Below are 26,219 nucleotides of genomic sequence, written 5' to 3' on the forward strand. Positions count from 1 at the left end.
ATCAGGCTCCGGACGAGGCGCCCGGGGCCGTGCCGCCCGACGGATCGCCGCCCGACGGCGCGTCGCGTTCGCCGGTCTTCACGCGGAACCACGCGGCGTACAGCGCCGGCAGGTAGAACAGCGTGAGCACCGTCGCGCTGGTGATGCCGCCCATCAGCGCGGTCGCCATCGGGCCGAAGAAGTTCGAGCGCAACAGCGGGATCAGCGCGAGCACGGCGGCCGCCGCGGTTAGCGTGATCGGCCGGAAGCGCCGCACGGTCGCGCCGACGATCGCGTCGAAGCGTCCGTGCCCGGCCGCGATGTCCTGCTCGATCTGGTCGACGAGGATCACCGAGTTGCGCATGATGATGCCGAACATCGCGATCACGCCGAGCATCGCGACGAAGCCGAACGGCTGGCCGAACAGCAGCAGCGTCGTGACCACGCCGATCAGGCCGAGCGGCGCGGTCAGCACGACCATCAGCACGCGCGCGAAGCTCTGCAGCTGGATCATCAGCAGCGTCAGCACGGCGATCGCCATCAGCGGCATCTGCGCATTGATCGACGCCTGCGCCTTCGCGCTTTCCTCGACCGAGCCGCCGATCTCGACCCGGTAGCCGACCGGCAGCGACGCGCGCAGCGCATTCAGCCGGCCGTCGATCGCGTGCGTGACGTCGATGCCCTGCGCGCCGGCGCGCACGTCCGATTGCACGGTGAGGGTCGGCTGGCGGTCGCGCTCCCACACCACGCCGTATTCGAGCGACGGCGTGAAGCGGCCGATCGAGCCGAGCGGCACCGGGCCGTTCGGCGTCGGCAGCGCGAGGCTCGCGAGCTTCGCCGGATCGACGCGGTCGGCCTTCGGCGCGCGCAGGTCGACCGCGATCAGCTTGTCGCGCTCGCGGTATTGCGTGACGGTCGTGCCGGACAGCGTCATCGCGAGGAAGCTCGACACGTCCTGCGACGTGACGTTCAGCTCGCGCGCCTTCTTCTGGTCGATCTCGAAACGCATCGAGCGCTCGGCGGGCTCGTCCCAGTCGAACTGGACGTGGACCGTGCGGTCGTCCGCGCGCATCGTCGCGGCGACTTTTTCGGCGATGCCGCGCACCGTCGCGATGTCGTCGCCGCTCACGCGGAACTGCACCGGATAACCGACGGGCGGCCCGTTTTCCAGCCGCGACAGCCGCCAGCGCACCGCGGGGAAGCGGTCGCGCAGCGTCGTTTCGAGCCAGGCGGCGAGCTTTTCGCGATCTTCGACCGACTTCGCGGTGATCACGAACTGCGCGAAATTCGGCAACTGGAGCTGCTGGTCGAGCGGCAGGTAGAAGCGCGGCGCGCCGCTGCCGACGAAATTGACCGCATGATCGATCTCGGGGCGCTTGTCGATCGCCTGTTCCAGGCGCTCGGTCTCGCGCAGCGTCGCGTCGAACGACGCGCCTTCCGGCAGGCGCAGGTCGACGAGCAGCTCGGGGCGGTCGGAGCTCGGGAAGAACTGCTGCGGCACCAGCGAAAAGCCCGCGAGCGACACGACGAACAGCGCGCCCGTCACCAGCAGCACGACGACGCGCCGCTCGATGCACCAGCCGACCCAGCCGCGCAGCCGGGCGTAGAAGCGCGTGTCGTAGATGTCGTGCTCGTGGTCGTCCGGCAGGTGCGCTTCCTTCTTGCGCTCCGGCAGCAGGTGATAGCCGAGCAGCGGGATCAGCACGACCGCCGCGAACCACGACGCGATCAGCGCGATCGCCGACACCTCGAAGATCGAGCGCGTGTATTCGCCGGTGCTCGACTTCGCGAGTGCGATCGGCAGGAAGCCGGACACCGTGACGAGCGTGCCGGTCAGCATCGGGAACGCGGTGCTGGTGTACGCGAACGCCGCCGCGCGGGCGCGGTTGTAGCCTTGCTCGAGCTTCACGGCCATCATCTCGACCGCGATGATCGCGTCGTCGACGAGCAGGCCGAGCGCGAGCACGAGCGTGCCGAGCGACACCTTGTGCAGGCCGATGTCGAACAGGTACATGAACAGCGCGGTGACGGCGAGCACGACCGGGATCGAGATCACGACGACCATCCCGGTGCGCAGGCCGAGCGAGATCAGGCTGACGGCCAGCACGATCGCGATCGCCTCGGCGACCGCCTCAAGGAAGTCGTCGACCGAATGCGACACCGCATGCGGCATGCTCGACACCTCGGTCAGCCGGAGCCCGGCGGGCAGCTGCGCCTGCAAGGTCTTCGTCTCGGCGTCGAGCGCCTTGCCGAGCCGGATCACGTCGCCGCCCGGCTGCATCGTGACGCCGATGCCGAGCACGGCCTTGCCGCTCGCGCGCTGACCGGCCGTGCCTCGACCTGCGTTGTCCGTAGCGGCCGTGCCTTGGCCGACCATCCGCATCTGCGTGACGCTCGGCTCGTCGTAGCCGCGCCGGACGGTCGCGAGATCGCCGAGCCTGAACGTGCGGCCGTTGATCCGCACGAGCGTGTCCGCGATCGCGGACACCTGCTCGTACTGGCCGCTCGGCCGCACGAACACGCGGTCGTCCGCGGTCGTCAGCACGCCGCCCGACGCGATGTCGTTCTGCGTGGTGAGCGCCTGCGCGAGCTGCTGCGGCAGGATGCCGAGCCGCGTCAGCCGCGCGTTGTCGACCTCGATGAAAATCCGCTGGTCGGGGTCACCGAAGTAGTCGACCTTGCCGACGCCCGGCACCCGCAACAGCACGGTGCGGAGCTGGTCCGCGTAGTCGTGCAGCTGCGCGGGCGAGAAGCCGTCGCCTTCGAGCGTCCAGATGTTGGTGTAGACGTCGCCGAACTCGTCGTTGAAGAACGGCCCCTGCACGCCCGGCGGCAGCGTATAGCTAATGTCGCCGATCTTCTTGCGGATCTGGTACCAGGTGTCCGGCACGTCCTTGACCGGCGCGGAATCCTTCATCGTGAAGAACAGCATCGACTCGCCGGGCCGGGAATAGCTGCGCAGGAAGTCGATCGCGGGCGTCTCCTGCAGCTTGCGGCCGATCCGGTCTGTAACCTGCTCCTGCACCTGGCGCGTGGTCGCGCCCGGCCAGAAGGTGCGGATCACCATCACGCGGAACGTGAACGGCGGGTCCTCGGACTGCGCGAGGCGCGTGTACGCGAGGATGCCCGCGAGCGTCGCGAGCACGATCAGGTAGACGACGAGCGCCTGGTGGCGCAGCGCCCACGAGGACAGGTTGAAGCGGCCTTCTTCGCGAAACGAGCTCATGACGCGAAGTCCTCCGGATGGAGCGGCGCGACCGCGCGGACCTTCTCGCCCGCGCTCACCGTGTGCACGCCCTGCAGCACGACGCGCTCGCCCGGCTTGACGCCGCGCGACACCGTGACCGTGCGCTCGCCGTAGCGCGCGACGTCGACGCGGCGCAGTTCGAGCGTGTCGTCCTGCGCGCGCACGATCCACACGGCCGGCGACGCGCCGTCGTGGAACAGCGCGGTCGCGGGCAGCGTGATCGCGGCGGTGTCGCTGGCCGGTGTGCCGTCGAACGCGACGTCGGCCGTCATGCCGAGCCGGATCGCCGGGTCGGGCTGCGCGAGCGACAGCTTCACGCGGTACGTGCGGCTTTGCGGATCGGCGGCCGGCGCGACTTCGCGGACCTTCGCCGCGAAGCGGCGGCCCGGCAGCGATGGCAGCGCGACGCTCGCCGCGTGGCCGGGCGCGAGTGCCGCGAGCGCGGCTTCGGGCACGTCGGTCACGACGTCGACGTCGCCCGACCACGCGAGCTGGTAGACGGCCTGCCCGGCGGACACGTTCTGGCCGGTGTCGGCCTGCTCGGCGGTGATGTAGCCCGCGTGATCCGCGACGAGCGTCGCGTACTGGAGCTGGTTCCTCGCGAGCGCGAGCTGCTGCTGCGCCTGGTCGCGCTGCGCGAGCGCCGATGCGTACGCGTCCTCGGTCTGCTCGAGCTGCGCGGTCGCGATCAGGTTTTCGCGAGCCTGCGCGCGGTCGCGCTCGAGCTGCTGCTTCGCGAAGGCCAGCCGGTGCTGCGCGGCGTCGAGCTGCGCCTGCGCGCTGGCCGCATTCTTCTGGACGTCGGACGCATCGAGCAGCGCGACGACCTGGCCGGGCTTCACGGTGTCGCCGAGACGCACCCGGCGCTCGACGATCTTGCCGGCGATGCGGAACGACAACGGCGTCGCGTAGCGCGGCTGGATCTCGCCGGGAAGGGTATGCAGGGGCGCCGCGCCGTCGGCGTGAACGGGCAGCGCGACGACCGGGCGTGGCGCGGGCGGCGCGGATTCCTTCGGATGACAGGCGGTGAGGACGAGCGCGGCGCCAATCATCAGCGCGGCGCGGGAACCGGAACGAATCACGAAACCCCCAGAATGCGGACAGAGCGGAACGAACCCGGCAAGCGCGCGGCGCCTGCCCCGGCCGGCGCGTGCGCGGTGATGCGCGCGGACGACGCCTTTCGAAAACTGCCGTGGATTCTAATACACACCTGTATCCGAATGCAAAGATGAATTTGAAAGGTTAATAGTGTTAGACTGCGCGCCATGAAACCAGCGCGCTTGACACGGGAGCAGAGCAAGGACCAGACGCGAGAGCGTCTGCTGAATGCTGCTCAGGACATTTTTCTGAAGAAAGGTTATGTCGCGGCCAGCGTCGAGGACATCGCCGCGGCGGCCGGCTATACGCGCGGCGCGTTCTATTCGAATTTCCGCAGCAAGGCGGAGCTGCTGCTCGAACTGCTCGAACGCGATCATTCGGCGGTGCAGGGCGAGCTGCAGCAGATCTTCGACACTGGCGGGTCGCGCGAGCAGATGGAGTCGACGGTGCTCGCGTATTACAGCCGGCTGTTCCGCGACGACCGCTGCTTCCTGCTGTGGGTCGAGGCGAAGCTGCAGGCGGCGCGCGACGCGAAATTCCGGGTGAGCTTCAACCAGTTCCTGCAGGACAAGCGCGCGCAGATGGCGGATTTCATCCGCCGCTTCGCGGAGCGGGCGGGCACGCCGCTGCTGCTGCCGCCCGAGACGCTCGCGCTCGGCCTGATGAGCCTGTGCGACGGCGTGCAGTCGTACTACACGGCCGATCCGCAGAACGTGTCGGCCGACGCGGCCGAGGCGGTGCTGGCCGGATTCTTCGCGCGGGTGGTGTTCGGGCGCTCGCCGGCGTGACGCGCGCGGCGGCGCGTCAGCGGCCGCCGGTCATGCGGTGGTACGCGTCGAGCAGCGACGTCTTGTAGACCACGCCCGCGAGCATCGGCTCCGCCGCGCTCTCGATGACGGGCAGCCGCTCGCCCTGGAAGCACATGAAGTGCTCGAGCGCGGCGCCGAGCGGCATGTCCGGCGTGAGCAGCGGAAACGGCGTGTGCAGGTAGTGCGCGGCCGTCTTGTGCGCGGTGTCGCGCTTGTCGAGCAGGTCGGACGTGATGTCCTTCAGCGCGACCGCGCCGCGAAAGCGCCCGGCGTCGTCGGTCACGTACAGGTATTTCACCGGATATTCGAGAAACACGCGCGTCATGTCGGCGACGCTCGCGGTCAGCGGCACGACAGTCGACGCCGGCTGGATCAGCTCGCGCATCTGGGTGGCCTTCAGCCGGCTGCGCGCCTGCGCGTCCTGGTGGTGGCGCAGCGTGATCTCGTACATCGACGTCGAGCCGGTCGCGCGCGCGACGAAATACGCGACGACGCACGACACCATCAGCGGCAGCACGACCTGATAGCTCAGGGTCATCTCGAAGATCATCAGGATCGCCATCAGCGGCGCCTGGGTCGCGCCCGCGAGCAGCGCGCCCATGCCGACGATCGCGTACGCGAACGACGCGGACGTGTGGCCCGGCCACAGCGCCTCCATCCCGAGCCCGAACAGCGAGCCGAACACCGCGCCGACGAACAGCGTCGGCGTGAAGATCCCGCCGATCGCGCCGGAGCCGGCGGTCGCGGCGGTGGCGAGCAGCTTGAACACCAGCACCGCGACGAGCGCCTGCCAGGTCCACGGCGAATGCAGCACGTCGTTGACGACGCTGTAGCCGTTGCCCCACACGTCCGGCACCCACACGGAGATCACCCCGACGATCAGCCCGCCGAGCGCGAGCCGGACCGGCAGCGGCGCGGGCAGCCGCTGGAACTGGCGCTTCGACGCGTCGAGCAGGCGCAGGAACTGCGGCGCGGCCGCGCCGCACAGCAGGCCCAGCACGACGAACAGCAGCACCTCGAGCCCGGTGACGGCCGGAAACACCGGCATCTCGTAAGGCGGCCTGTAGCCGGCGAACTCGCGCATCGTGATGTTCGCGACGACGGACGCGACCACCATCGGCCCGAAGCTTTCCATCGCGATCGAGCCGAGCACGATTTCCGACACGAAGAACGCGCCTGCGATCGGCGCGTTGTACGCCGACGTGATGCCGGCCGCCGCGCCGCACGCAACCAGGATGCGCAGGCGCGGCGGGTCGAAGTGCGCGAAGCGGCCGACGAGCGACGCGGCGAGCGCGGCAAGCTGCACCATCGGCCCCTCGCGGCCGATCGAGCCGCCGGTGCCGATCGTGAGCAGCGACGACAGGCTGCGCCACAGGCTCTGCCGGACCGGCACGACGCCGCTGCCGAGCGCAACCGCCTCCATATAGTCGCTCTTGCGTTCCTTCGACGCGGCGCGCGCGGCGAGCAGCAGCACGCAGCCGGCCAGAAAACCGCCCGCAGCGGGCAGCCAGAAGCGCACGTACCACGGCATGCGCCGGGCCATCTCGACGAAGCTGCCGCTGTGCCCGGACAACGCCCGCTGCATCAGCTCGATGCCTTCGCGGAACGCGACGGTGGCGAACGCGCCGCCGATGCCGACGATGACGGCCCAGATCAGCAGCGTCTGGTCGTCGGAGAGGCGGAACAGCGTTTGGGCGCGAGTGCGCAGCTTCAGCAGGAACGAAAGCACGAGCGGGACGAGATGAAGGAAACCGACGCGAAGAATAGCATTGCGCCGCGCGCGCCGGACGGTCCCGGCGGGCGCGGCGCGCGAATGGGGCGCCCGGCGTTCAGCCAAGCCAGCGCTGCACGGCCCAGGTGATGCCGTAGCCGCCCGCGACCAGCCACACGTACAGGATCAGGCCCGTCGTCAGCGCGCGGGGGCCGGCTTCGCGGATCTGCGCGATGCGGGTTTCGATGCCGAGCGCGGTCATCGCCATCGTCAGCGCGAAGGTGTCGAGCACGTTGAGCGTGTGCGTGACGTCGGTCGGCAGCACGTTCAGCGAGTTGACGATCACGAAGCCGAGGAAGCCGAGCGGGAACCACGGCACCGCGACCTTGCGCTTGCCGTGCGCGCCGCCGGCCGGCGCCGAGCGGGCGAGCCAGGCACCGAGCACCAGCAGCACCGGCACCAGCAGCATCACGCGGGTCATCTTGACGATGGTGGCCACGTGCGCGACCTGCGGGCTGATGTCGCTCGCCGCGCCGACCACCTGCGCGACCTCGTGGATCGTGCCGCCGAAGAACAGGCCGAGGCCGGCCGGGTCGAGGTGCAGCCAGCCCGCGTGGTACGCGAGCGGGTACAGGAACATCGACAGCGTGCCGAACAGCACCACGCTGCCGACCGCCATCGCGCTCTGGTGCGGCTTGGACTGGAGTGTCGATTCGAACGCGAGCACGGCGGCCGCGCCGCAGATCGCGCTGCCGGCGGCGGTGAGGAGCGCGGCGTCGCGGTCGAGCTTCATCAGCTTCATGCCGGCCCAGGTGCCGATCGCGAGCGTGCTGAGCACCACCAGCACCGACACCGTCAGGCCGGGCAGGCCGACCTGCGCGATTTCCTGCAGGCTCACGCGCAGCCCGAAGAACGCGACGGCGATGCGCAGCAGCTTGCGCGCCGAGAAGTTGACGCCCGCCGCCCAGCTCGCCGGCATGCCGTCGCGCAACGCGTTGCCGTACAGCGCGCCGGCGACGATGCCGACGATCAGCGGGGACAGGCCCAGCCCGGCGATCGCGGGCAGTTGCGACACGCTCGTCACGGCGGCGGCGAACAGCGCGACGAACAGGATGCCGTTCAGCTGGCCGCGCATCGACGGCGTGGCGTGGCTCAGATGGGGAGTCGGTGCGGTGGACATGGCTCGATCCGGTGGTTCTTCGTTGGAATGCCCTAATCCTAATTTCGATATATGGATATGAAAAATTGTCATTTACGACATAAACTATCCGGAAAACCGATAATTCATCGCCATGACCCCGGACCAACTGATAACTTTCGCGGCGGTGGCCGAGCACCGCAACATCAGCCATGCGGCGCTGGCGCTGCATCTGTCGCAGCCGGCCGTGTCCGGCCAGCTTCGCCAGCTCCAGGACGAATTCGGCGAGCCGCTGTACCAGCGCGACGGCCGCGGCATCCGCCTGACGCCGGCCGGCGAGCAGCTCGCGCAGTACGCGAGGGCGCTGCGCGAGACCTTCGCGCAGGCGCGCGCGTTCCGCGACGCGGTGCGCGGCCTCGAGGCCGGCACGCTGCGCGTGGGGGCGAGCACGACGCCGGCGAGCTACCTGCTGCCGTACCTGATCGCCGCGTTCCAGCCGCTCGCGCCGCGCGTGGCGATCCAGACCATGAGCGGCAACACGTCCGAAGTGGTGGCCGCGCTGCCGTCGCTCGACATCGCGATGATCGAAGGCCCGCCGGGCGAGGCGCTGCCGCCCGGCACCGCGGTCCATTCGTGGCACGAAGACGAGATCGTCGCGATCGTGCCCGCCGGCCATCCGCTCGCCGCCAGCGACGGCGGCGTGACCCTCGATGCGCTCGCCGGGTATCCGCTGGTGCTGCGCGAGGAAGGCTCCGGCGTGCGCCAGCTCGTCGAGCGCGCGTTCGCGAAGGCGGGCGCGCCGATGCGCGTCGCGCTGGAGATCGCCGGGGTGGAGGCGGTGAAGGAGGCCGTGCGGGCCGGGATGGGCGTCGGCTTCGTGTCGGCGATGTCGCTCAGGCACGAGGATGCGGCGCTCGTGATGCGCTCGTTCCTGCCGGTGCCGCTGACGCGCCATTTCTCGATCCTCGTGCCGCACGGCGGCGCGCCGTCGCGCGTCGCCGCGCGCTTTCTGGAGATGAGCCTCGCGCAAGCTGCGCCGTGACCGTGGCGTGGTGCTGTCGCGTGGGAAAAGGGGCGAAAGGGGCTGGAAGGTGCGGAACGGCGCCGCGCTCAAAGGCGGGAATGCAGCCTTCGGCAGACCGGATGCCCCGGTATCGAGCGGCCTAGGGATTTCTCTCTATGGTGTGCGTGCGGGGCGAAGCGCACCATCCGTCTCAAGCAAATGGAACCGGTTCCACCCGGGCGGGAAGGGCAACGTGGCAGACATCGTGATCGTGGCGAGCGCATATGGCATGGACCGGGTACGCCGGGACGGGCATCGCGCGTTCGTCGCGGCCGCTGCGGCGGCCGGCGCGGCCGGGTTCGAGGTGCGGCGCGAGCTGTTCGCCAGCGAGGCGGACGCATCGCCCGGCGCGCTCGCGGCGCTCGGCGGGCAACTTGCGGCGAGCGGATTGTGGTCGGTCTATTCCACGCCGGCGACGCTGTACACGGAAGCGGGCGCGCTCGACGGCGACGCGCTGCGCGGCACGCTCGCCGAGGCCGACGCGCTCGGCGCGCGCTTCGTGAAATTCCAGCTCGGCGGTTTCGCCGGCCACGCGCACGCCGATGCGCTCGTCGCGGCGACGCGCGGCACGCGCGCCCGCGTGCTGGTCGAAAACGGCCAGTTGCCGGTCGGCGGCGCGCTCGCGCAATTCTGCGCGCTCTTTGCCGCGCTCGCGCAGGCGGGGGCGGCCGGCGTGCTCGGCATGACGTTCGACATCGGCAACTGGCAGTGGCCGGGCGAGGCGCCGCTTCGCGCGGCCGAGGCGCTTGCAGCGCACGTCGAATACATTCATTGCAAGGCGGTGGAAGGCGAAGGCGCGCGCCGCTTCGCGGTCGCCCCCGCGCCGCAGGACCCGCTCGTCGCCGCCGTGCTGGCGGGCCTGCCGCGGCATGCGCCGCGCGGCATCGAATTTTCGTTCGACCCGGCCGACCACGCGGGCGACGCGCGCCGGCGCGTCGCGTGGCTCGAGACCGCGTGACGCGCGCGCCATCCGCAGCATCAGGAGGACTCATTTCATGCACCAGCAACTCGACGTCGTCACGTACGGCGAAGCGATGGCGATGTTCGTCGCGGCCGAGCCGGGGCCGCTCGCGCAAGCGGGCCAGTTCACGAAACGGATCGCGGGCGCCGACCTGAACGTCGCGATCGGCCTGTCGCGCCTGGGATTCCGGGTCGGCTGGATGAGCCGGGTCGGCCGCGACTCGTTTGGCGTCTATGTGCTCGACACGCTCGCGCGCGAAGGCATCGACGCGTCGTGCGTCACCGTCGATCCGCGCTATCCGACCGGTTTCCAGTTGAAATCGCGCAACGACGACGGCAGCGATCCGGTCGTCGAGTATTTCCGCAAGGGCTCGGCGGCGAGCCATCTGTCATGTGCCGACTACGTCGCCGGCTACGTGCTCGGTGCGCGCCACCTGCATCTGACGGGCGTGGCGCCGGCGATTTCCGCGTCGTCGTGCGAGCTGGCGTTCCATCTCGCGCGCGAGATGCGCGCCGCAGGCAAGTCCATCTTGTTCGACCCGAACCTGCGCCCGACGCTGTGGCCGTCCGCCGACGCGATGGCGACCACGCTGAACGCGCTCGCCGCGCTCGCCGACTGGGTGCTGCCGGGCCTCGCCGAAGGCCGTCAGCTGACCGGGCGCGACACGCCTGCCGGGATCGCGCGCTTTTACCTCGACCAGGGCGCGCGCGGCGTCGTCATCAAGCTCGGCCCGGCGGGCGCGTACTACCTGACGTCCGACGGCCGCGAGGGCACGGTGGACGGCGAGCGCGTCGAGCGCGTCGTCGACACGGTCGGCGCGGGCGACGGCTTTGCGGTCGGCGTCGTCAGCGCGCTGCTCGACGGCCGGCCGGTCGAACAGGCGGTCGCGCGCGGCAACCGGATCGGCGCGCTCGCGATCCAGGTCATCGGCGACTCGGAAGGGCTGCCGACCCGCGCGGAGCTGGACCGGCTCGAATCCGCCGGCCAGCGGCCGCGGCATTCAGAGGAAACCTTCGCGCAATAAGATGCCGGTACGGCACACGCGATTCCATCAAGTGCAATCCGCACAAGGAGACACCATCATGGCTGCCAATCTTGCCGTTCGACGCTGGTGGACGATCATGCCGATCGTCTTCATCACCTACAGCCTCGCCTACCTGGACCGCGCGAACTACGGGTTCGCCGCCGCGGCGGGGATCAACCAGGATCTCGGCATCAGCAAGGGGCTGTCGTCGCTGATCGGCGCGCTGTTCTTCCTCGGCTATTTCTTCTTCCAGATCCCGGGCGCGATCTACGCGGAGCGGCGCAGCGTCAGGAAGCTGGTGTTCGTGAGCCTCGTGCTGTGGGGCGCGTGCGCGGCGCTGACGGGCATCGTCAGCGACGTCCCGTCGCTGATGGCGATCCGTTTCGCGCTCGGCGTCGTCGAGGCGGCCGTGATGCCCGCGATGCTGATCTACATCAGCAACTGGTTCACGCGGGGCGAGCGCTCGCGCGCGAACACATTCCTGATCCTCGGCAACCCGGTCACGGTGCTGTGGATGTCGGTCGTGTCCGGCTATCTCGTGCACGCGTTCGGCTGGCGCAACATGTTCATCGCCGAAGGCGTGCCGGCGATTGTCTGGGCGGTCTGCTGGTGGTGCCTCGTGCAGGACAAGCCCGCGCAGTCGAGCTGGCTCACCGAGCAGGAAAAGCGCGACCTCGACGCGGCGCTCGCGGCCGAGCAGGCGGCGATCAAGCCGGTGCGAAACTACCGCGAGGCGTTCCGCTCGCCGGCCGTGATCAGGCTGTGCGCGCAGTATTTCTGCTGGAGCATCGGTGTGTACGGCTTCGTGCTGTGGCTGCCGTCGATCGTCAAGAGCGGCTCGTCGCTCGGCATGGTCGAGACCGGCTGGCTGTCCGCGCTGCCGTATCTTGCCGCGACCATCGCGATGCTCGCGGCGTCGTGGGCGTCGGACAAGCTCGGCTCGCGCCGCGGCTTCGTCTGGCCGTTCCTGCTGGTCGGCGCGGCCGCGTTCGCCGCATCGTACGCGCTCGGCTCGACGCACTTCTGGATCTCGTATGCGCTGCTCGTCGTCGCGGGCGCCGCGATGTACGCGCCGTACGGGCCGTTCTTCGCGATCGTGCCGGAGCTGCTGCCGAAGAACGTCGCGGGCGGCGCGATGGCGCTCATCAACAGCATGGGCGCGCTCGGCTCGTTCGTCGGCTCGTATTTCGTCGGCTACCTGAACGGCGCGACCGGCTCGCCCGTCGCATCGTATGCGTTCATGAGCGCGGCGCTCGTCGCGGCCGTGCTGCTCACGCTGTCCGTCAAACCCCAGGCGCCCGACGCGCATCCGCTCGCCGCGCCGCTGCAAGGAAAATGAACCGATGAAGCCTCGTATCGTCGCCTACAAGCCGCTGCCTGACGATGTCCTCGCGTACCTGCGGGAGCATGCGGACGTCGTGCAGGTGGACGGCGCCGACGCGCTGGCCGGTGCGCTCGCCGACGCCGACGGCGCGATCGGCGCGAGCCTGCGGATTCCGCCGGCGATGCTCGAGCGCGCGCCGCGCCTGAGGGCGTGGTCGACGATCTCGGTCGGCTACGACAACTTCGACGTGGCCGACCTGACGCGGCGCGGCATCGTGCTTGCGCACACGCCGGACGTGCTGACCGAGTCGACCGCCGACACGGTGTTCTCGCTGATCCTCGCGTCCGCGCGGCGCGTGGTCGAGCTGGCGGAATGGGTGAGGGCGGGCCGCTGGCAGCACAGCATCGGCCCGGATCTGTACGGCACCGACGTGCAGGGCAAGACGATCGGCATCGTCGGGCTCGGCCGGATCGGCGCGGCGGTGGCGCGGCGCGCGGCGCTCGGCTTCCGGATGCGGGTGCTGTACACGAACCGCAGCGCGCACCCGGAGGCCGAGACGCAGTACGGCGCGCGCCGCGTGCCGCTCGACGCACTGCTGGCCGAAGCGGATTTCGTGTGCCTGCAGGTGCCGCTGTCGGCCGAGACCCGGCACATGATCGGCACGGCCGAGCTGGCGCGGATGAAGCCGGGCGCGATCCTGATCAACGTGTCGCGCGGGCCGGTGGTCGACGAGGCGGCGCTGATCGACGCGCTGGCCGCGCGCACGATTCGCGGCGCGGGCCTCGACGTGTTCGAGCAGGAGCCGCTGCCGGCCGATTCGCCGCTGCTGCGGATGAACAACGTCGTCGCGCTGCCGCACATCGGCTCGGCGACGCACGAGACGCGGCACGCGATGGCGCGCTGCGCGGCGGAAAACCTGATCGGCGCGCTCGCCGGCACGCTGCGCGTCAATCTGGTCAATCCGGCGGCGCTGGCCGGTGCGCAGGCGGGCTGACGCGGGCGCGCAGCGCGTGCCGGACGATGCCTCTGGCGCGGTGCGCCGGATGGCGTCAGGGCCGATGCCGCTGATGCGGCGCGCCGGACGGTGTTAAGGCCGCTGCCGCTGATGTGGCCCGCCGGACGGCGTCGGGGCCGATGCCGCCGGCGCGGCACATCAGACGCCGTTAGGGTCGATGATCGTGGTACGGCGGCGCGGGCTGCGTTATGATCGCCCGCTTGTCGCCGCGAAACCGGGGCCGGGCCGCCACCGGCTTCGCGCGCGCCGCATCCGCGCCGGGGCCGGCGCGGCCGACAGGAGAGACCGTTGGCTTTCGCATCCAACAACAATCGACCGCCCGCTTTCGTCGCGGCGCGGATCGCACGTCACGAGGCGCTACGGTGACCGAATCGCATTCCTCCCCGCCGCGTCCCGCGACCATCAGCGATGTCGCGCGTGAGGCCGGCACGGGCAAGACCAGCGTGTCGCGCTATCTGAACGGCGAGACGCACGTGCTGTCCGCCGATCTGCGCCAGCGGATCGAGGCGGCGATCGCGCGCCTGAACTACCGCCCGAACCAGATGGCGCGCGGCCTCAAGCGCGGCCGCAACCGCCTGCTCGGCCTGCTCGCGGCCGACCTGACGAACCCGTACACCGTCGAAGTCCTGCAGGGCGTCGAAGCAGCATGCCATGCGCTCGGCTACATGCCGCTGATCTGTCACGCAGCGAACGAAGTCGAGATGGAGCGCCGCTATCTGCAGCTGCTCACCACGTACCGCGTCGAAGGCATGATCGTCAACGCGCTGGGCGCCGAGGAAGACGTGCTGCGTCCGCTGCGCGGCGGCGGGATTCCGGCGGTGCTCGTCGATCGCACGGTCGAGGGCTTCGAAGCCGACCTGATCGGGCTCGACAACGCCGGCGCGGTCGAAACCGGCGTGCAGCACCTGATCGAACGGGGATTCGACGCGATCCATTTCGTCGTGCAGCCGTTCGAGCACGTCAGCTCGCGGCGCCTGCGCGAGGCGGCGTTTCGCGCGGCGCTGGCCGCGCGCGGCCGCCCGGCGCCGCCGACCGTCGTGCTCGATCTCACGGATGCGGCGGCCGTCGCCGCCGCGCTTGCCCGGCTCGACGCGGACATCGACGCGGCCGTGCGGCGCGGTTCGCGCGCGGCGCTGTTCGCGGCGAACGGCCCCGTCGCGCTCGCGATCGCGCGGCACCTGCGCGCCCGTTTCGGCGCCGCGTGGCAGGACAACGCGGCGCTGCTGTCGATCGACGATCCGGAATGGGCGGAGCTGATCGGCATCACGGCGATCCGCCAGCCGACCTACGCGATCGGCTACCAGGCGGTCGAATTCGTCCACGAGCGGATCGACGGCGCGGCCGGCGCCGCGCGCGTCACGCTGCTGCCGGGCGAGCTGATCGTGCGCGCGTCCACTGCAAGCTGAGTATCATGCGGGGCCTGCACCCGGTTGGGTGCGCTGTCCCGGAACAAGGAATTTCATGACTGTTGCTCCCGTCACGCTGGCGGTGCTGATCGCCGCCACGCTGATCGTCGCGCTGCTGCCGCTCGTCCTCTACCGTTATCTGCGCAAGCCGCTCGCGCTCGACAGGCGCGATGCGATCGTCGGCATCGCCGTTTTCGCGCTGTTCGCGATGATCCTCGAACGTGCATTCCACGGCGTCGTGCTGAGCCAGGCGGCCGCAGCCGGCTGGCTGGCCCGGCCGGCCGCGTTCGTCGCGTATGGCACGCTGACGGCCGGCGTGTTCGAGGAAACCGGACGCTATCTCGGCATGCGCTACCTGACCCGCCGCTACGGCGCATCGGCCGGCGACGGCCGCGCGATCGGCTACGGGCTCGGCCACGGCGGCGCGGAGGCGTGGTTCGTCGGCGTGCTCGTCTGGGGGCAGTGGGCGTATCTCGCGTGGCTCGCCAGTCGCGGCCAGCTCGACGCACAGCTCGCGGGCCTGCCGGGCGAGGCGGTGGTGCGCATCCAGGTGATGCTGTCGACGTTGTCGGTGCCGTCGGTGGCGATGCTGATGCTCGAACGTCTTGCGGCGCTGGCGATCCAGGTCGCGCTGTCGGTGCTGATGTGGCGCGGCGTGCGCGCCGGATCGCGCGCGGTGCTGCCGCTCGCGATCGCGCTGCACGCGCTCGCCGACGTGCCGGCGATGCTCTATCAGGTGCGCGTGCTGTCCGCCGCGTGGGTCGAGGCGGTGTATTTCGTGCTGGCGGCGCTGCTGGTCGGCGCGCTGGTGAAGGTGTGCCGCGTTTCGCGCGCGGCGGCCTGACGGGAGGCGGACGATGGAAGACTATCTGTATGAATGCGCGAGCGCGGAATTCGACGCGCTGGCTCGCGTGATCTGCGACCTGTTTCCGGAGCAGACCCGCTTCGCCGAATGCCGCGACGACGGCGGGCGGTTTCTGTCCGTGCACTGGCTCGCGATGCGCTTCGGCGCGACGCCGAAGCGCATGACGCTCGACGTCCGCATCGCGCCGGCGGCGCTCGCGCGCTATCTCGCGATGAAACCGATGCAGCGCGCCCGCAGCCACGCGGTGCTGCGCGCGTATGTGGAAGCGATGCTCGGCTCGCTCGAGGAGCGCCACGCGAGCGGCGAGGCCGTGCCGCGCGACGCGCAGATCGCGCTCGACGAGGCGTTCGCCTGAGCGAAGCCGAAGCCGAAGCCGAAGCCGAAGCCGAAGCCGAAGCCGAAGCCGAAGCCGAAGCCGAAGCCGAAGCCGCGCGGGCGGCGCGCGTCGTCAGACGGCGTCGCGGTAGACCTGCGCGAAGCGCTGCGCCTGGACGACACCGTAGTCGCCCGGCGCGTACTGCATCACCCAGTCGCCCGCCACGCCGCGCAGCGTGTCGCCGTTGGCCGAACGCGCGATGGTGAAGGGTTCGTCCATCCGCTTCGCGAGCACGATCGCCGGCCGGTTGCGGTATGCGCCCGGTTCGCCGTGCGCGATCGACGGATCGGCAGGCAGGTATTTCGGGTCGAAGCGCGCGCGCGACACGACCCAGCGGTCGCCCGTCGAGCCGGTGATCAGCGCGTCGCCCGCCACATAGCGGTTCGGGCCTTCGAGGCTCATCAGTTCGCCGTCGCCGGCCGCGAACGCGACCGTGACGGTTTCGTCCTTGACCACGCGCCGGGCGTGCGGATCGGTGCTGAGATCGAGATGGGTGAGTGCGAGCATGGCGATGGAATGCGGGAAAAGCGTGAGAGCTTATCTCGAAACGGCCGCCCTGTGCAGGCGCCGGGCATGCGTCACCGCGCCATCCGTGACGGACGGCGGGCCAGGGCCTGTTCCCGCCAATCCGTCCTTGCACGCGCCCGCAGGAAGTCTCCTCGGGGGACAGCCGGCGGGCAAGGCTCGTTCGCAAGCCCGTTATTAGCGGGAACAGGCCCTATGGCGCGGACAGCGTGCGCCGAGCCGGCTCAGGGCTTCGCCGGTGCGCTCGCGGCCGCGCCGGGCGCTGCCTTGCCCTTCGCGCGGCCGTGGTGCGGCTCGACGCCGCTGTGCCAGTTCCTGAACGTCGTGTCGGCCAGCGCCTTCTGCTCGGCCGGGAAGCTGTCGTAAAGCGGCGCGAACGCTTCGGCGAGTTTCTTCGCGCCGTCGGCGTGGGCCTGCGCGAGATCGGCGTACTGCTTCATGTCGTCGATCGCGTTCGACTGGTGGCTTTCCATCCGCTCGCGGTAGAGGCGGCCCATCGTGTCGCCGTTCTCGCGCATCGTGTCGGCGAACGTCTTCCATTGCGGCTCCTCGGCCGCCGTGATCTTCAACTGGCGGTGCAGGTACGCGATGCGCTGCTCGACGCGCGCCTCGTGGCGGGCAGCAGCTTGCGGGGCAGCGGACGCGGGTGCGGGTGCGGACGAAGCGGCGGTGGCGGCCGGCTGCGCCGGCGTCTGCGCTTGCGCGAAGGCGCTGGCCGCAAGCGTGAGCGCGGCGAGGGTGAGCGAAATCTTCTTCATGGCTGGCTCTCCGGGGTGGTGTGGTGCGAGCGGGCGCGGTCATTTCGCGGCGCGCGCACATATTGCGTCGCATGCTATTAGTAGCACGCCAGGCGCCGCTTGGGGCCGGATGCGACATCTGCTTACAACCGAAACGTATCGAAATTGATGCAGATCTGTTGCAGGCCCTGGCCGGTGTTCGGCGCTATCATCGCGTCTCCTTCATTTCCGCCAGCGCCATGCGTCCACCCCGCCTCGATCAACTCGACGACCTCGACCGGCAACTCGTCGCGCTGCTGCAAGCGAACGCGCGCGCGAGCGTCGCCGATCTCGCGCGCCAGCTCGACGTCGCGCGCACGACCGTCGTCGCGCGCATCGCGCGCCTCGAGCGCACACAGGTGATCGCCGGCTACAGCGTGCGGCTCGGACAGGACGTGCTCGACGCGAGCATCTATGCGTATGTCGGGATCATCCTCGCGCCGAAATATGGCAAGGACGTGCTCAAGAAGCTCGACCGCATGCCGGAAGTGCAGCTGCTGTGCGCGGTCAGCGGCGAATACGACTACGTCGCATGGCTGCGCGCCGATTCCCCGGAGCGGCTCAACGACCTGCTCGACCAGATCGGGGCGCTCGAGGGCGTCGAGCGCACGACCACGTCGATCATCCTGTCGCGCAAGATCGACCGCGGCACGATCGGCGGCTGACGCACAAGTGGCGGAGCCTGCCGCCGCGCGTTTTTCCTCGTCCCGCCGGCCGGACCATGCTCATGCGGTGAGCGCGGCTGCGCGGAAGCGGGCCGCGTAACACGCCGGCATCCTTGCGTCCCAGTGCGCGAGTGCTCCGGCATTCCGGTATTTCTGCATTCCGGTGCGCCAGTGCGTCAGTGCGTCAGTGCGCCGATGAATCACGGTGCGCCTCGCCGAATGAAGTGCTCCGCCGCGCAAAACCCTCCCGCCAAAGCGGCCCGACCGGCCGCCCCCGATCCTTCCTGAAACACGCGCTGAGCCACCATTTCGGCCGTGTTTCGTCGCTTCGACAAAAATCATCGTCTATACGTCGAAACAACCGGTCGAATCGCATCATTTTTCGTCTAGGAACTGATTTTGCGCGTCCCTACACTGTGTACATGGCTTCACGACGTAAAGAACATTTCCCCCATCATTCAGGAGATAAGCGCATGAAAATCGCCATCGCAGGCGCAGGTCTGATCGGCCACACCATTGCTCACATGCTGCGTGAAACCGGCGACTACGAGGTCGTCGCAATCGACCGCGACGCGGATGCGCTCGCGAAGCTGGCGCGCGAGGGGATCGCGACGCAGCGCGTCGATTCGGCCGACGCCACCGCCATTCGCGAGGCAGTGAAGGGCTTCGATGCGCTCGTCAACGCGCTGCCGTACTACCTCGCGGTCAACGTCGCCGCCGCCGCGAAGGCCGCGGGCGTGCATTACTTCGACCTGACCGAGGACGTGCGCGCGACGCATGCGATCCGCAGCCTCGCCGACGGCTCGGACCATGCGTTCATGCCGCAATGCGGCCTCGCGCCGGGCTTCATCGGCATCGCCGCGCACGAGCTGGTCAACGGCTTCACCGAGGTGCGCGACGTCAAGATGCGCGTCGGCGCGCTGCCGGAATATCCGACCAACGCGCTGAAATACAACCTGACGTGGAGCGTCGACGGCCTGATCAACGAATATTGCCAGCCGTGCGAGGCGATCCGCGACGGCCGCCAGCAATGGGTGCAGCCGCTCGAAGGGCTCGAGCATTTCTCGCTCGACGGCACCGAATACGAGGCGTTCAACACGTCGGGCGGCCTCGGCACGCTGTGCGAGACGCTGTCGGGCAAGGTCGAGACGCTCGACTACAAGTCGGTCCGCTATCCGGGGCACCGCGACCTGATCCAGTTCCTGCTCGAAGACCTGCGCCTGTCGAGCGACCGCGACACGATGAAGTCGATCATGCGCCGCGCGGTGCCGTCGACCAAGCAGGACGTCGTGCTGATCTTCGTCACGGTCACCGGCATGAAGAACGGCCAGCTGGTGCAGGACGTGTTCACGCGCAAGATCTTCGCGAAGGAGGTGTGCGGGATGCCGATGAGCGCGATCCAGATCACGACCGCGGGCGCGATGTGCGCGGTGCTCGACCTGTTCCGCGAGAAGGTGCTGCCGCAAAGCGGCTTCATCCGCCAGGAGCAGGTGCCCCTCAAGGCGTTCCTCGCGAACCGCTTCGGCAAGCTGTACGACGGCGGCACGCTCGAGCGCGTGCACGCGCTGGCCTGACCCGCCCGGCCCGCGTCGGGCCGTTCGCCGGGTGCAGGCCGCTGGCCGCCGCCCGGCGTTGCCGCGTCAGGCGGGCAGCGGCGGCAGGATGGCCGGCTGCGGCGGCACGATGCGCCGCAGCAGCGCGTCGAGGTCTGCATCGGTCGACGCGGTGTTGTCGAACATCACGAGGCCGTCGCATTCCGCTCCCGTCGGCATGAAGCGGCGCTGCCGGTAGGCGTCCCAGTGCGTGAGCTTGTACGCGTCGTTCGGGTTGCCGCGTGCGACGATCCGTCGATGGGCGACCGCTTCGGACGTGTGCACCCACACGATGGTCACCGCGACCTCCGGGCCGATGCCGAGCCATTGGCGGTCGAGGAGGCGCCGGTCGCGCACCTCGCGCGACAGCGGGCCGACGACGATCACGCTGATGCCGAGCGCGAGGTTTTCGCGCGCGGTGTCGAGCAGGCCCTGGTACTCGGGGTCGCGCAGATGCTTGAGGTAGAGCGGGCTGTCGCGGTCGTTCGGGTCGTGGGTGAGGGCGCCCATGGCCGCCGAGCTGTAGCGGCCGTACAGCGTGTCCTTGTCGAGCAGGCAGAAGGCCTCGCCGGTGGCCCGCATCAGCGGCCCGATGAGCCGCTTGGCGAGCGTGGTCTTGCCGGTGCCGGCATGGCCGCAGAAGAACACCAGGTGCGTCACGGCTGCGTGCTCCCCGGTTTGGCCCGGCCGGCGCCGGCCGGGTGCGCGTCGCGCGGCAACGTGCCGCCCGCTTCCGGGCGCGTCGCGCCGACGATGCCTGAACCGGCCGTGCCGAAACCGGCCGCGACGCCCGTGCCTCTTCCCCACGATAGATACCGCATCACTGTTTCCTCGACGGCTGAGCCGTTCTGTCCGTGCGGGCGTGCCGCCGGCTTGTCGAATCGTGCGCCGCGCCCGATCGCGCGCGCAGGCCGATCATGACCAATAACGACGCCACGCGCAAGCCGCCGGCCGCCGAAGCAGGCTCGCGCGACAAACCGGTAAACTGGCGCGCGATACAGGCAACATGACGGACAACATGCTGATCAACTGCGCTGCATACCAGGACGGCCGCAAGCTGGCCGATATCGACATCGACGCCATCAGCGACTATGTCGCGCAACCCGATTGCTTTGTGTGGGTCGCGCTGAAGGACCCGAAGCCCGACGAGCTGGCGCTGATGGGCGAGGAATTCGGGCTGCACGAGCTGGCGCTCGAGGATGCCCGCAACGGGCATCAACGGCCGAAGATCGAGGAATACGGCGACTCGCTGTTCGCGGTGCTGCATACGGTCGCGCTCGACGGCGACGACGAATTCCAGGTGGGCGAACTGAGCATCTTCGTCGGCCCGAATTACGTGCTGTCGATCCGCAGCAACACCGAGCAGGATTTCCGTGACGTGCGAAGGCGATGCGAGCACGAGCCGCATCTGCTGCGCGAAGGCGCCGCGTTCGTGTTCTACGCGCTGATGGACCAGGTCGTCGACCGCTATTTCCCGATCCTCGAAGTGCTTGGCGCGGAGCTGGAGGCGCTCGAAGACCGCATCTTCCTGAAATCGACGCCTGCCGCGTCGCGGGCGATCATCGAGGATCTCTATTCGCTGAAGCGCCGGCTCGTGATGCTGCATCAGCACACGGCGCCGCTGCTCGAGCCGCTGGCGAAGCTGACGGGCGGGCGCATCCCGCAGATCTGCAGCGGCATGGAGCATTATTTCCGGGACGTCTACGACCACCTGCAGCGCATCGTCAGGACGATCGAGGGGCGCCGCGAGATGGTGGTGACGGCGATCCAGGTCAACCTCGGGATGATCTCGCTGGCGGAGAACGAAGTGACCAAGCGGCTCGGCTCGTTCGCGGCGCTGTTTGCCATTCCGACGATGGTCGCCGGGATCTACGGGATGAACTTCAACAACATCCCCGAGCTGCACTGGAAATATGGCTTCTACGGCTGCCTCGGGGTGATGCTCGCGACCGATCTCGCGCTGTGGTGGCGCTTCAAGCGGGCAGGGTGGCTGTAGCCCCGGCGCTCAGCGCGGTGCGTGCTTGCCAATCACGACGTGCCACGGGCGCACGCGCCAGGATTTGACGAGGCCGTTCAGCACATACGGATCGGCACGGGCGAACGATTCGGCAGCCGCCGGCGAGTCGCCTTCGAAGACGAGCACCGCCTGATCGTACGGATCGGAGAACGCGCCTGCGAGCACCAGCTCGCCGCGTTCGGTCGCGGCGTGCGCGAGCGCGAGATGCGCGGCGCGAAACGGCTCGCGCCGCGACGGGTAATCGTCGGCGAGTTCGTAGATCAACTGGTAATGCATGCGTGGCTCCTGGCATCGGTGGCGGCCGTCGACGCTCGGCGTCGGGCCGCGCAGCGCGCGTTTCCGGTCGGCGTGTCGCGCTCAAGCATAGGGCATCCACCTCCCTTAAATGCAACTAACGGTCTAGCGTCTACGCGCCACGCTGTGACGACGCACATTCGCGCAGCATAGCCCGCGGCATCTCGTCTTCAGGAAAAGGGCGGGTAACATGTTTCGGCGCACGTGGTCGAGCCGCTGTCGCGGCACCAAGCGCGGCTCAGGCCTTGTAGCCGATGCTTCGCAGCAGCTCCTTTCGCCAGCGCACGTCCTCGTCGTTCTCGACGCCGAGCGGCGAGAAGCCGTCGACGACGCCGAGGATGCTGCGTCCCTGAGGCGTCTGCGCGACGACCACCTCGGTCGGGTTCGCGGTCGCGCAGAAGATCCGGCACACCTCGGGCACGGCCTTGATCGCGTTCAGCACGTTGACCGGATAAAAACCGTCGCCGAGGAACACGACAAAGCTGTGACCCGCGCCGATCGCGCTTGCATTCCTGCAGGCCAGCTCGATGAGGCCGTCATCGGTGCCGGAACGGCGCACCAGGCGCTTGCCGGACGCCTCGCAGAACGCCAGTCCGAACGTGATGCCGGGCACGGTGCCGACCAGCGCCTCGTGGATGTCCTCGACGGACTTGATGAAATGCGTCTGGCCGAGAATGAAATTCATCGTCTCGGGCTTGTCGATCACAACGGTCAGCAACTGCAGCATGTCGGAACCTCGTCTGATGACGCGGCGGGCGCATCGCGAGCGGATCGCCTGCGCGGGCCTCGCCGTTTTCCAGCTTAGTACGCGGCGGCACGCCCCGAAAGCGCAGCGCGCCGCGCCGTCACCTATGCTTTCGCTGTGAGGTGCGCCGGCGGCGAAGGCGGCGAGGGGAGGCGGCAATGGACGTGCGAAACGGTTTCGTCGACTGCGTGGGGCGCACGCCGCTGATCCGGCTGGCGAGGCTCAGCGAGGAAACGGGCTGCGAGATCCTCGGCAAGGCCGAGTTCATGAATCCGGGCGGCTCGGTCAAGGACCGCGCGGCGCTGTACATCATCCGGGACGCCGAGCAGCGCGGCACGCTGAAGCCCGGCGGCACGGTCGTCGAGGGCACGGCCGGCAACACCGGCATCGGCCTCGCGCACATCTGCGCGGCGCGCGGCTACTGGTGCGTGATCGTGATTCCCGACACGCAGTCGCCCGAGAAAATGGCGATCCTGCGCACGCTCGGCGCCGAGGTGCGCGCGGTGCCTGCGGCGCCCTACAAGGATCCGAACAACTACCAGAAGATTGCCGGACGCCTCGCCGACGAACTGGACAACGCGATCTGGGCCAACCAGTTCGACAATCTCGTGAACCGCCAGGCGCACTACGAGACGACCGGGCCGGAAATCTGGCACGACACCGCCGGCACGGTCGATGCGTTCGTCTGCTCGACGGGGACGGGCGGCACGCTCGCCGGCGTGAGCCGCTACCTGAAGGAACGCAACCCGGAAGTCCGGATCGTGCTGGCCGACCCGCATGGCAGCGGGCTCTACGGCTATGTGAAGACCGGTGAAATCAAGGTGGAAGGCAATTCGATCACGGAAGGCATCGGCTCGAGCCGCGTCACGGCCAATCTCGCGGGCTCGCCGATCGACGACGCGGTGCGCATCGACGACCGGCAGTGCGTGACGATGGTCTACCGGCTGCTGCGCGAGGAAGGCCTGTACGTGGGCGGATCGACCGGCATCAACGTCGCCGCGGCCGTGTGGCTTGCCGGGCAGATGGGCCCGGGGCATACGATCGTCACACTGCTTTGCGATCGCGGCGACATTTACCGCGCGCGGCTGTTCAACCCCGACTGGCTGCGGGAAAAAGGGCTTGAGCCAGAGTGACGGCGGGCCTACGCGGGGTTTTCCTATATTGACGAATGCGACCTATCCTAAACGAATCCGGTGCGATCGTTCTTCGCCCGTATCGACCCAGATGAGGTGTGCCATGTCTATGTCTACTACGCTGCAAGACTGCCTGCGCCAGAGGGCCTCGCAGTATGAAGTCGTGCGCCACCCGTACAGCCATTCGAGCATGGAAACGGCTGCGGCGGCACATATTCCAGGCGACCGTCTCGCCAAGACGGTGCTGCTCGAAGACGAACAAGGCTATGTCGCGGCCGTGCTGCCGACGACGCACGCGGTGCGGCTGTCCGAGCTGTGGGCGCAGACCGGCCGCCATCTGACGCTCGCCAAGGAAGGCGAGCTGCGCGAACTGTTCAAGGACTGCGACGCCGGCGCGCTGCCGCCGATCTGCATGGAGTACGGGATGAAGACGTTCCTTGACGAGAGTCTCGCGCAGCAGCCGGATGTGTATTTCGAGGCCGGCGATCACGAAGCGCTGATTCATATGGACCGCGACGACTTCCTGGCCCTGATGGACAAGGCCGAACGCGGGCGTTTTTCGCACAAGATGCAGGGAATGGTGTCCTGAGCGGCCGGGATGCGTTTCGGGCCGGAGTGGCGTGGTTGGCGGCTCCGGGTGTGGGGTTCGGGACGGCGCGCTTGCTGGTGAGGCAAGCGCGCCGTTTGGTTTTTGTGGAGGCTGGCTAGCGCGATAACCTTAAGGGCTCTCTGCTGCAGTTGCACTGCGGGGTGCGCGTGCGCTTTCCGTGAACTGCGGTTTACATGATGTAAATTTGACATAATACCAATTATCGACAATTTGGGTGTAAGAGCTATATGCAAATGTCGTGTTCTGGCTAGATAGAAATGTCGTGTTTTGACCTCGGTATGCTTGGCGGTTCCTTGCCGGATCACGGAGCCGCCCATGTATCCAGGTGCACTGGTGACACTGAACATGCGAGAACTCGACCGTCTGAAGGTGATCCAGGCCGTGGTGGACACGGGACTCAAGCCCGGTCGCGCGGCCGAACGGCTGGGCCTGACCGTGCGCCAGGTGCAGCGCCTAGTGGATCGTTATCGCGAGTCTGGTGCGGCCGGCCTGGCGTCACGCAAGCGTGAGCGTCCCGGTAACCGGCGGTTGGACGAGGACCTGGCTCGGCGGGCGCTGACGATCATCCGTGACCGTTACGCCGATTTCGGGACGACGCTGGCCTGCGAGAAGCTCTGGGAATGCCACGGCATCCGGCTGGCCAAGGAGACGGTCCGGAAGCTGATGACGGACGCGGGTTTGTGGGTGCCGCGCCGGCAGCGTCCGCCGAAGGTCTACCAGCCGCGGGCGCGGCGGGCGTGCCTGGGCGAGTTGATCCAGATCGACGGCAGCGAACATCGGTGGTTCGAGGATCGGGCGCCGCAATGCACGCTGCTGGTGTACGTCGACGACGCGACCAGCCGGCTGATGCAGCTGCACTTCACGGCCACCGAGTCGACCTTCAGCTATTTCGAGGCGACGCGGGCATACCTCGAGCGCTACGGCAAGCCGGTGGCGCTCTACAGCGACAAGGCCAGCGTGTTTCGCAGCACGAGCGCGAGCAAGACCGGCCGCAGCGTGACGCACTTCGGCCGGGCGATGTACGAGCTGAACATCGACACGTTCTGCGCGAACAGCAGCTCGGCCAAGGGCCGTGTCGAGCGCGCGCACCTGACGCTGCAGGACCGGCTGGTGAAGGAGTTGCGGCTGCGCGGGATCAGCACGGTGGCCGACGCCAATGCGTATGCGCCCTCCTTCATGGCGGCCTACAACGCACGGTTCGCGAAGCCGCCGCGGAGCGACTTCAATGCGCACCGGCCGCTGCGGGACGATGAGGATCTGGATCTGCTGCTGACCTGGCGCGAAACGCGTCGCGTATCGAAATCGCTGACGGTGCTGTACGACCGGGTGCTCTACTTGCTGGACGATACGCCGGAACACCGCAAGCTGATTCACCGCTACATCGACGTGTGGGAGTATCCGGACGGACGGATCGAGATCCGCGCCGACGGCGCCGTGCTGTCCTGTCGCCCTTACGACAAGCTGGCGGAGGTCGATCAAGGCGCGGTGATCGAACACAAACGCCTGAGTCACGTGCTGCAAGTCGCCGAGGCGATTCAGGCGCAGCGCGACAACCGGCGGATCTCAGGGTCACCGTCTCGCACCAATCAAGGCCAGGCCGTGCGTACCCCCGGCCGTCCAGCCGGAACCAAGAAGCAACGGGAGTTCACGCAGGCTGACGTCGAGCAGGTGATCGTGGATCTCGCGGAGCGCAGGCAGGCGCAACAACCACCTCGCAAACCAGGTCGTCGGTCTGTCAAAGCAATCGCAGCCGACGTCAGCGCCCTGCCCGTTCAGACGCCCACCTTCGACACGGCGTAACGCTGAAACCCGGGACAAACAAGGCGCCAAACCCACCCCAAAACCG

Annotated in this window: 25 protein-coding genes; 15 read left to right on the forward strand and 10 right to left on the reverse strand. The window is 68.8% G+C overall.

From position 1 onward, the window contains the following. Position 1: 1 nt before the first annotated feature. Both LIG30_RS16190 and LIG30_RS16195 read right to left on the reverse strand, forming a co-directional pair. Complete coding sequence (locus LIG30_RS16190) at positions 2-3,205, reverse strand: efflux RND transporter permease subunit (RefSeq protein ID WP_038713621.1); 3,204 nt, start codon at positions 3,203-3,205, stop codon at positions 2-4. Continuing rightward, positions 3,202-4,308, reverse strand: a complete 1,107-nt coding sequence (locus tag LIG30_RS16195; protein ID WP_038713622.1) for an efflux RND transporter periplasmic adaptor subunit — start codon at positions 4,306-4,308, stop codon at positions 3,202-3,204. Before LIG30_RS16195 ends, LIG30_RS16190 begins: the two co-directional genes overlap by 4 nt. 183 nt (positions 4,309-4,491) lie before the next feature. On the opposite strand from LIG30_RS16195, the gene LIG30_RS16200 reads away from it, so the two are divergent. Next, positions 4,492-5,112, forward strand: a complete 621-nt coding sequence (locus tag LIG30_RS16200; RefSeq protein ID WP_038713623.1) for a TetR/AcrR family transcriptional regulator — start codon at positions 4,492-4,494, stop codon at positions 5,110-5,112. Positions 5,113-5,128: 16 nt separating this feature from the next. Here the strand turns inward: LIG30_RS16200 and LIG30_RS16205 are convergent, their stop codons facing one another. Next, on the reverse strand, positions 5,129-6,862 hold the full coding sequence (locus tag LIG30_RS16205; protein WP_038713624.1) for a ClcB-like voltage-gated chloride channel protein: 1,734 nt from the start codon (positions 6,860-6,862) through the stop codon (positions 5,129-5,131). A 100-nt stretch (positions 6,863-6,962) separates the two neighbouring features. Further along, positions 6,963-8,024 carry a YeiH family protein gene (locus LIG30_RS16210; protein WP_038713625.1) on the reverse strand — a complete coding sequence of 354 codons (1,062 nt, stop codon included), beginning with the start codon at positions 8,022-8,024 and terminating at the stop codon, positions 6,963-6,965. Between the two features lie 112 nt (positions 8,025-8,136). On the opposite strand from LIG30_RS16210, the gene LIG30_RS16215 reads away from it, so the two are divergent. The 8 genes from LIG30_RS16215 to LIG30_RS16250 all read left to right on the forward strand — a co-directional run bounded on the left by LIG30_RS16215 (position 8,137) and on the right by LIG30_RS16250 (position 15,995). After that, the gene (locus LIG30_RS16215) at positions 8,137-9,024 is read left to right on the forward strand and encodes a LysR family transcriptional regulator (RefSeq protein ID WP_038713626.1); all 888 of its coding nucleotides are present in this window, start codon (positions 8,137-8,139) and stop codon (positions 9,022-9,024) included. 214 nt (positions 9,025-9,238) lie between these two features. Next, positions 9,239-10,003, forward strand: coding sequence for a TIM barrel protein (locus LIG30_RS16220; protein ID WP_038713627.1), 765 nt, complete (start codon positions 9,239-9,241; stop codon positions 10,001-10,003). Positions 10,004-10,040: 37 nt separating this feature from the next. Then, entirely contained in the window at positions 10,041-11,030 is a 990-nt protein-coding gene (locus LIG30_RS16225) for a sugar kinase (protein ID WP_038713628.1), read from the forward strand. A gap of 58 nt (positions 11,031-11,088) precedes the next feature. After that, complete coding sequence (locus LIG30_RS16230; RefSeq protein WP_038713629.1) at positions 11,089-12,369, forward strand: MFS transporter; 1,281 nt, start codon at positions 11,089-11,091, stop codon at positions 12,367-12,369. Between the two features lie 4 nt (positions 12,370-12,373). Then, positions 12,374-13,348: an NAD(P)-dependent oxidoreductase gene (locus LIG30_RS16235; protein ID WP_038713630.1), complete on the forward strand. Its 975-nt coding sequence runs from the start codon at positions 12,374-12,376 to the stop codon at positions 13,346-13,348. 383 nt (positions 13,349-13,731) lie between these two features. Next, positions 13,732-14,775, forward strand: coding sequence for a LacI family DNA-binding transcriptional regulator (locus LIG30_RS16240; protein WP_038713631.1), 1,044 nt, complete (start codon positions 13,732-13,734; stop codon positions 14,773-14,775). Between the two features lie 55 nt (positions 14,776-14,830). Then, positions 14,831-15,619 (forward strand): YhfC family intramembrane metalloprotease, encoded by a 789-nt coding sequence (locus tag LIG30_RS16245; RefSeq protein WP_038713632.1) that lies wholly within the window; start codon positions 14,831-14,833, stop codon positions 15,617-15,619. A gap of 13 nt (positions 15,620-15,632) precedes the next feature. Continuing rightward, positions 15,633-15,995, forward strand: a complete 363-nt coding sequence (locus LIG30_RS16250; protein ID WP_038713633.1) for a DUF3022 domain-containing protein — start codon at positions 15,633-15,635, stop codon at positions 15,993-15,995. Positions 15,996-16,088: 93 nt separating this feature from the next. On the opposite strand, the gene LIG30_RS16255 is transcribed toward LIG30_RS16250, so the two are convergent. Beyond that, a complete protein-coding gene (locus LIG30_RS16255; RefSeq protein ID WP_038713634.1) occupies positions 16,089-16,523 on the reverse strand; it encodes a PGDYG domain-containing protein in 435 nt (144 codons plus the stop codon). Positions 16,524-16,765: 242 nt separating this feature from the next. After that, complete coding sequence (locus LIG30_RS16260; protein WP_038713635.1) at positions 16,766-17,299, reverse strand: Spy/CpxP family protein refolding chaperone; 534 nt, start codon at positions 17,297-17,299, stop codon at positions 16,766-16,768. Between the two features lie 218 nt (positions 17,300-17,517). On the opposite strand from LIG30_RS16260, the gene LIG30_RS16265 reads away from it, so the two are divergent. Continuing rightward, positions 17,518-17,982: an Lrp/AsnC family transcriptional regulator gene (locus tag LIG30_RS16265; RefSeq protein ID WP_038713636.1), complete on the forward strand. Its 465-nt coding sequence runs from the start codon at positions 17,518-17,520 to the stop codon at positions 17,980-17,982. Between the two features lie 473 nt (positions 17,983-18,455). Next, entirely contained in the window at positions 18,456-19,556 is a 1,101-nt protein-coding gene (locus tag LIG30_RS16270; RefSeq protein WP_038713637.1) for a saccharopine dehydrogenase family protein, read from the forward strand. A 66-nt stretch (positions 19,557-19,622) separates the two neighbouring features. On the opposite strand, the gene LIG30_RS16275 is transcribed toward LIG30_RS16270, so the two are convergent. Further along, positions 19,623-20,234 carry an AAA family ATPase gene (locus tag LIG30_RS16275; RefSeq protein ID WP_038713638.1) on the reverse strand — a complete coding sequence of 204 codons (612 nt, stop codon included), beginning with the start codon at positions 20,232-20,234 and terminating at the stop codon, positions 19,623-19,625. After that, positions 20,231-20,395 carry a cytochrome bd-I oxidase subunit CydX gene (locus LIG30_RS26430; protein WP_152986118.1) on the reverse strand — a complete coding sequence of 55 codons (165 nt, stop codon included), beginning with the start codon at positions 20,393-20,395 and terminating at the stop codon, positions 20,231-20,233. The genes LIG30_RS16275 and LIG30_RS26430 overlap by 4 nt, the downstream gene beginning before the upstream one ends. 197 nt (positions 20,396-20,592) lie before the next feature. Here LIG30_RS26430 and corA point away from each other — a divergent pair, with 197 nt between their 5' ends. Then, positions 20,593-21,570, forward strand: a complete 978-nt coding sequence (corA, locus tag LIG30_RS16280) for a magnesium/cobalt transporter CorA (RefSeq protein WP_038713728.1) — start codon at positions 20,593-20,595, stop codon at positions 21,568-21,570. Positions 21,571-21,579: 9 nt separating this feature from the next. Here corA and LIG30_RS16285 read toward each other — a convergent pair whose 3' ends face one another. Continuing rightward, a complete protein-coding gene (locus LIG30_RS16285; protein WP_038713639.1) occupies positions 21,580-21,867 on the reverse strand; it encodes a YciI-like protein in 288 nt (95 codons plus the stop codon). Positions 21,868-22,123: 256 nt separating this feature from the next. Further along, complete coding sequence (locus tag LIG30_RS16290) at positions 22,124-22,612, reverse strand: adenosine-specific kinase (RefSeq protein WP_152986119.1); 489 nt, start codon at positions 22,610-22,612, stop codon at positions 22,124-22,126. Positions 22,613-22,788: 176 nt separating this feature from the next. Here LIG30_RS16290 and LIG30_RS16295 point away from each other — a divergent pair, with 176 nt between their 5' ends. The 3 genes from LIG30_RS16295 (at position 22,789) to LIG30_RS16305 (ending at position 26,173) form a co-directional block, all read left to right on the forward strand. Then, positions 22,789-23,763: a cysteine synthase A gene (locus LIG30_RS16295; protein ID WP_038713640.1), complete on the forward strand. Its 975-nt coding sequence runs from the start codon at positions 22,789-22,791 to the stop codon at positions 23,761-23,763. A 103-nt stretch (positions 23,764-23,866) separates the two neighbouring features. Further along, complete coding sequence (locus LIG30_RS16300) at positions 23,867-24,352, forward strand: aminoacyl-tRNA deacylase (RefSeq protein WP_038713641.1); 486 nt, start codon at positions 23,867-23,869, stop codon at positions 24,350-24,352. 336 nt (positions 24,353-24,688) lie between these two features. Further along, positions 24,689-26,173, forward strand: coding sequence for an ISNCY family transposase (locus LIG30_RS16305; RefSeq protein WP_038713642.1), 1,485 nt, complete (start codon positions 24,689-24,691; stop codon positions 26,171-26,173). Positions 26,174-26,219 lie beyond the last annotated feature (46 nt).

This window comes from Burkholderia sp. lig30 (genome assembly GCF_000687455.2).
Classification (GTDB): Bacteria; Pseudomonadota; Gammaproteobacteria; order Burkholderiales; family Burkholderiaceae; genus Burkholderia.